The sequence below is a fragment of the Streptomyces sp. NPDC000345 genome (assembly GCF_042898825.1).
Taxonomy (GTDB): domain Bacteria; phylum Actinomycetota; class Actinomycetes; order Streptomycetales; family Streptomycetaceae; genus Streptomyces.
Map to the genome: position 1 here is coordinate 178640 of NZ_JBIAZE010000004.1, position 6374 is coordinate 185013.

A 6374-nucleotide genomic window follows, 5' to 3' on the forward strand; every position below is an offset into this window, starting at 1 on the left:
AGTCCGGGAGCGGACGGATGGCGGCGGGCCGGGTGCCGAACGGCACGGGGCCCACGCGCTTCCGTGAGCGCTTTCTGCAGGGCGAGGCGGTCGACCAGGGGGTGCGTCCGTCGATCCTCGGCTCCTGGCAGCGCTGCCGCTTTCTCGGGCTCTCGCCGGACCAGTCCGACCTCCCCTTCCGTGAGGACTTCGAGGCGGACGGCCGTCTCGTCCGCGCGGCCGTGCCGGTGCTCGACCGGCTGCAGTCCCTGTTCTCCGGCAGTCAGGTCAACATCTCCGTCGCCGACGCGAACGGGACGGTCCTGCTGCGCCGCTTCGGCGAGGAGTCCCTGGCGCACCGGCTGCCGGCGATCCAGCGGGTCCCGGGCTTCGTGTTCGCCGAGCAGCACGCCGGTACGAACGGCATCGGTCTCGCCCTGGCGGAACGGCAGCTCATCCGCGTCTACGGCGCCGAGCACTTCGCGGAGCGCTCCCAGGCGAACGCGTGCGTGGCGCTGCCCGTCCGTGACCCGCTGAGCGGGCGCATCGAAGGTGTCCTGTGCTTCGGCTACCCCCGCGGCTTCGAGAACCCGGCGCTGGGCGATGTGATCCGCAGGGCGGCCAGGGCCATGGAGCGGCGGCTGCTGGGGCAGAGTTCCGCGCGCGAACGTGCCCTGCTGCGGGCGTACCTCGCCACCGATGCCCAGACCGCCGCCGCCGGCGCGCGCGGCGGCCGTGCGACGGCCGCAGGAGCCCTCGACCTGCACGCCGGTGACCGGGCGGTCCTCATGGAGAAGGCGGCCGAGCTGATCTCGCACGCGCAGCGGGCCGCCGTCGACGTGCGCCTGCCGGGCGGCCGCCGTGTCACGCTCGTGAGCCGCCCGATGACGAGTGCCTCGGGCGTGGAGGGCGTCGCCGTCGAGGCCGTCCTCCCGGGTCTTCCATCCGCCGAGCCCCTGGTCGTCCCCGGCCGGGAGGCCGAGCTCCCGGGCCTGCCCGCCGAGCCCCCCGCCGTGGCCGCCGCCGTCTCGCGGCTCGCGCGGCTCGCCGTCGCCCCGGGGGCCGGTTCCGTCGCCCCCGCGGCGCCGGACGGGGGCGCCGCCGATGGCGACGGCGCCCCCGCCCACGGCCCCGACGGCGCGACGAACGGTTCGCCCGGACCGCAGCCCCCGGCCAGAGAACTCGTCCTGCTGGGGGAGCCGCAGGTGGGGGCGTACGCCCTGGCCGCGCGGCGCCGCCTGGAACTGCTGTCCGAGGCCAGCGCCCGTATCGGCACCACCCTGGACGTGCGCCGCACCGCCGAGGAGCTCGCCGAGACGGCCGTCCCGCGCCTGGCCGACTACGTCACCGTCGACCTGCCCGATGCCGTGCTGCGCGGCGAGGAGGCCGCCGACCCCGTCGGCGACCTGTGCCGCACCGTGGTCCACGGCATCCGCGACGACCTCCCCTTCACGCCGGTCGGCGAGCGGCCCGGCTTCGGCCCGACCGCGCCTCAGCGGCGCTCGCTGACCAGCGGACATGCGGTGCTCGAACCGGACCTGACGAGCGCCGCGGGCTGGCTCGCCCAGGACCCCGAGTACACCGGCCGGCTGCTGGCCCATGTGCACTCCCTCATCGCGGTACCGCTGGTGGCCCGCGGCGTCGTCCTGGGCGTCGTCAGCTTCTACCGCGCCCAGGAACCCGTCCCGTTCGGCGACGACGACCGCTCGCTGGCCCAGGAGCTCGCCGGCCGCGCCGCCCTGTCGATCGACAACGCCCGGCGCTACACGCACGAACGCGCCATGGTCCTGGCCCTGCAGCGCAGGCTGCTCCCGCACGGGCTGCCCGAGCAGGAGACCGTCGAGGTCGCCCACCGCTATCTGCCCGCCGAGGCCGACGTCGGCGGCGACTGGTACGACGTCATCCCCCTCTCCGGGGCCCGCACAGGCCTCCTGGTCGGCGACGTCGTCGGCCACGGCATGCTCTCCGCCGCCACCATGGGCCGGCTGCGCACTGCGGCCCGCAGCTTCGCCGAACTCGACTTCCCGCCGGACGAGGTCCTCGTCCACCTCGACAACCTGGTGGGGCGCCTGGACCGGGAGGACCCCGACGGAGAGGGCGCCGGCATCATCGGCGCGACCTGTCTGTACGTCATCTACGACCCGACCGCGCAGCGGTGCGTGATGGCCCGCGCCGGCCACCCGCCGCCCGCGGTGGTCCGCCCCGACGGCAAAGTGGTGTATCCCGACCTGCCTGCCGGGCCCCCGCTCGGCCTCGGGGGGCTGCCCTTCGACGCCGTCGAGTTCGATCTCCCGGGGGACAGCCAGCTGGTCCTCTACACCGACGGCCTCATCGAGGACCGGCACCGCGACGTCGACGTGGTCCTCGACCAGCTGCGCGGCGCCCTCGCCCACCACCCGGAGCGCACACCGGAGGACACCTGCCAGGCGATCCTGGACACCGTGGCGCCCGCCCACCCGTGCGACGACATCGCCCTGCTCGTCGCCCGCACCCACGCCCTCGACCCGGGCCGGATCGCCACCTGGGAGCTGCCCGCCGACCCGGCCCTCGTCGGAGACGTCCGCGCCGCCGCCCTGCGCCAACTGGCCGACTGGGGCCTCGACGAGGCCGCCTTCGCCGCCGAGCTGATCCTGAGCGAGCTGGTCACCAACGCCATCCGGCACGGCGCCGGGCCCATCCGGGTACGCCTGCTGCACGAGCGCACCCTGATCTGCGAGGTCTCCGACAGCAGCAACACCGCGCCGCACCTGCGCCGGGCGGCCAGTACCGACGAGGGCGGACGCGGTCTCTTCCTCGTCGCCCAGCTCTCCCGGACCTGGGGTACGCGCTACCTCCCGCAGGGCAAGGCCATCTGGGCCGAGTGCGGGCTCGACGGCGCCTGAGGCAAATGCCTGAAATAGAATGAATGATCCCTATAGGATCAGCTCATGCGTGACGCTCCCGACCGGTCTGCGAAGGCGGCCGCGCCCCTCGCGTCGGAGCCAATGGTCCGGATCCGCGGGCTCGGCAAGCGGTTCGGCGGGACCCTCGCGCTGGCCGGGGTCGACCTCGACGTCCACGCCGGCAGCGTCCTCGCCCTCCTCGGCCCCAACGGCGCCGGGAAGTCCACCCTCATCAAGGTGCTGGCCGGCGTCCACCACGCCGACACGGGACGGATCACGGTGGACGGGCACCCCCTCGGAAGCCACGCCGCCTCCCGCGCCATGGCCTTCATCCACCAGGACCTCGGTCTCGTGGAGTGGATGACGGTCGCCGAGAACATCGCCCTGAGCGCCGGATATCCACGCCGCGCCGGACTGATCTCCTGGCGGCGCACCCGCGAGCGCAGCACCGACGCCCTGCACGCCGTCGCCGCGCAGCTCGACCCCGACGCGCCGGTCGCCCGGCTCGCGCCCGCCGAGCGGTCCCTGGTCGCCATCGCCCGGGCCCTGGCCTCCCGCGCCCGGCTCCTCGTCCTGGACGAGCCGACCGCCCGCCTCCCGGCCCCGGACTGCGCCCGGCTCTTCCGCGTCCTGCACGACCTGCGCGACCGGGGCCACGCCGTCCTCTACGTCAGTCACCGCCTGGACGAGGTGTACGAGGTCGCCGACACCTTCGCCGTCCTGCGCGACGGGCGCCTCGTCAGTCACGGCCCGCTGGCGGGCCACAGCCCCGCCCGCCTGGTGCACGACATCGTCGGAGCGGAACCGGCCGGCCACCACCCCGCCACGGCCGCCCCCTTCGGACCGGCCCTTTTGACCCTCGACGCCGTGCGGACCGCCGGCACGGGACCCGTCAGCCTGGAACTGAGGGCCGGTGAAGCCCTCGGCCTGGTCGGTCTCTCGGGCGCCGGACACCTGGGCCTCGGCCGGGCCCTCGCCGGCTGCCGGCCGCTGCTCGCCGGGGACGCGCGGCTGGGCGGGCGGCCGTACCGCCCCGGCACGGTCGCCGACGCCGTACGACTCGGCGTCGGCCTCGTGCCCGGCGACAGACTGCGCGAGGGCTGCCTCGCCGAGCTGACCGTCCGGGAGAACCTCCTCGCCAACCCCGGCGCGGGCGGCCGGCGGGCACCGCACTGGATCAGCCCCCGCCGCGAACGCGCCGAGGCCACCGCCCTGATCGAGCGGTTCTCGGTGCGCCCCCGCGACAGCGAGGCCCCCCTCGCGGTCCTCTCCGGCGGAAACCAGCAGAAGGTCATGATCGGCCGGTGGCTGCGGGCGGGCCTTCGGCTGCTGATCCTGGAGGAGCCGACGGCGAGCGTGGACATCGGCGCCAAGGCCGCGATCCACCGCCTGCTCGACGAGGCACTGACCGCGGGCCTCGCGGTCCTGCTGATCTCCACCGACTTCGAGGAGATCGCGGGTGTGTGCCGGCGCGCTCTGGTCTTCGTCCGCGGGACCGTCACCGCCGAGCTGAGCGGCGCGGCCCTCACGGTCGCCGAGCTGACCCGGGCGGCCTCGGCCATGCCCCCTTCCCCGACCGGGACGGCCCCATGACGACCCCGCCCTCCTCCCCCTCGGCGGCACCGGCGACCCGGACCCGGCCGCGCAGGCCCGGCGGGCAGCTCGTCGGGGCCTACGGCCTGCTCGCCCTCACCGCCCTGCTCGTCCTGGTCTTCTCCCTCGCCCTGCCGCGCACGTTCCCCACGCTGGACACCGTCGACTCGATCCTGTCCACCCAGTCCATCCCGGCGATCCTCGCGCTCGCCGCCATGGTCCCCATCGTGACCGGCGCGTTCGACCTCTCCCTCGGCTACGCCCTCGGCCTGGCCCACGTCATGGTGATGCAGCTCGTCGTCCACGAGGGCTGGCCCTGGCCGCTCGCCTGTCTCGCGGTGATCGCCGGGGGAGCGGTCGTGGGCGTCCTCAACGGCGTCATCGTCGAGTTCGGCCGGATCGACTCCTTCATCGCCACCCTCGGCACCGGCAGCATGCTGTACGCCGTCACGGGCTGGGTCACCGACGGCAGCCGGATCGTCCCCGGCCCCCAGGGCCTCCCGGCCGCCTTCACCGACCTCTACGACTCCACGTTCCTCGGCCTTCCGGTGCCCGCCTTCTACGTCCTCGTCCTCACGGCCGTCCTCTGGCTGACGCTGGAGCGGCTGCCCCTCGGCCGGTACCTGTACGTCGTCGGCTCGAACCCGCGCGCGGCCGATCTCGTCGGCATCCCGACCCGCAAATACACCGTCTACGCCTTCGCCGCGTCGGGCCTGATCGTCGGGTTCGCCGGGGTACTGCTCGCGGCCCAGCAGCAGCTCGGCAATCCCAGTGTCGGCCTCGACTACCTGCTCCCCGCCTTCGCCGGCGCCCTCCTCGGCGCCACCGCGATCAAACCCGGGCGGCCCAACGCCCTCGGCACCCTGGTGGCCGTCGCCGTCCTCGCCGTCGGTCTCACCGGCATCGGACAGCTGGGCGCCGACTTCTGGACGGTCCCGCTGTTCTACGGCGGCACCCTGCTCATCGCCGTCGGCCTGGCCGGCTACGCCGCCCGCCGCAGGCTCCGCGGCGGCACCGCCCCGCCCCGCCACACACCCCCCACCCCACCACCCGAACCACCGGCCTCCCCGAAACCGAACCCGGGACCCGGACCGGGCCCGGGACCGGGAAGGGGAGCCGGACCAGGATCGGGACCCGGCGCCCAACCGAGACCGGGATCGGGATCCGGACTGGGACCGGGATCCGGACCGGGATCCGAATCGCGATCGGGACCCCGACCGGGACCCCGACCGCGCTCGGGACCTGGGCCGGGAGCCGGACAGGGACCGGGAGCCGACCGGGAGCCGGACCGAGGCCGAGGTCGGGAGCCGGACCGAGACTCGGCCCCCGACCGGGACCGAGACCTGGACCTGGGCCGGGACCGGACCCCGGACGACCGTGGAGCCCCGGGAGGCCCTGAGGAGCATGCTCGGCGCGCTCGCAGTGTTCGAGCGGCGCGTGCCGGACGGGGTGGCCGCGAGACCGAGGCCGGGACCGGGAGCCGGGCAGTAACCCGGATCGACACCGGGGCCGTGAGCTGGACCGAGACTCGGGCCCCGACCGGGACCGGGAGCCGGACTGGGGCCCGGATCGAGACCGGGACCCGGACCGGGAGCCGGACCCGGACCCGGACTCGGACCCGGACCCGGACCGAGATCGGGTCCCGGTCCGGCACCGGGGCCGTGAGCTGGACCGAGACTCGGGCCCCGACCGGGACCGGGAGCCGGACTGGGGCCCGGATCGACACCGGGACCCGGACCGGGAGCCGCAGCTGGACCCTGACCCGGACCGAGACCGAGACCGAGATCGAGATCGGGTCCCGGTCCGGCACCGGGGCCGATAGCCAGACCGAGACTCGGGCCCCGACCGGGACCGGGAGCCGGACTGGGGCCCGGATCGACACCGGGACCCGGACCGGGAGCCGCAGCTGGACCCTGACCC

The 6374-nt window shown here is 75.2% G+C and carries 2 protein-coding genes and 1 pseudogene; all 3 read left to right on the top strand.

Annotated elements, in window-relative coordinates; genetic code table 11:
• Window positions 1-17 precede the first annotated feature (17 nt).
• Window positions 18-2861, top strand: coding sequence for a SpoIIE family protein phosphatase (locus tag ACFY30_RS11105; protein ID WP_390845271.1), 2844 nt, complete (start codon window positions 18-20; stop codon window positions 2859-2861).
• Window positions 2862-2906: 45 nt separating this feature from the next.
• Window positions 2907-4454 carry a sugar ABC transporter ATP-binding protein gene (locus tag ACFY30_RS11110; protein ID WP_390844906.1) on the top strand — a complete coding sequence of 516 codons (1548 nt, stop codon included), beginning with the start codon at window positions 2907-2909 and terminating at the stop codon, window positions 4452-4454.
• Window positions 4451-5521: pseudogene (locus tag ACFY30_RS11115) on the top strand (ABC transporter permease); the annotation flags it as partial. The gene ACFY30_RS11110 and the pseudogene ACFY30_RS11115, both read left to right, overlap by 4 nt.
• Between the last annotated feature and the right edge of the window lie 853 nt (window positions 5522-6374).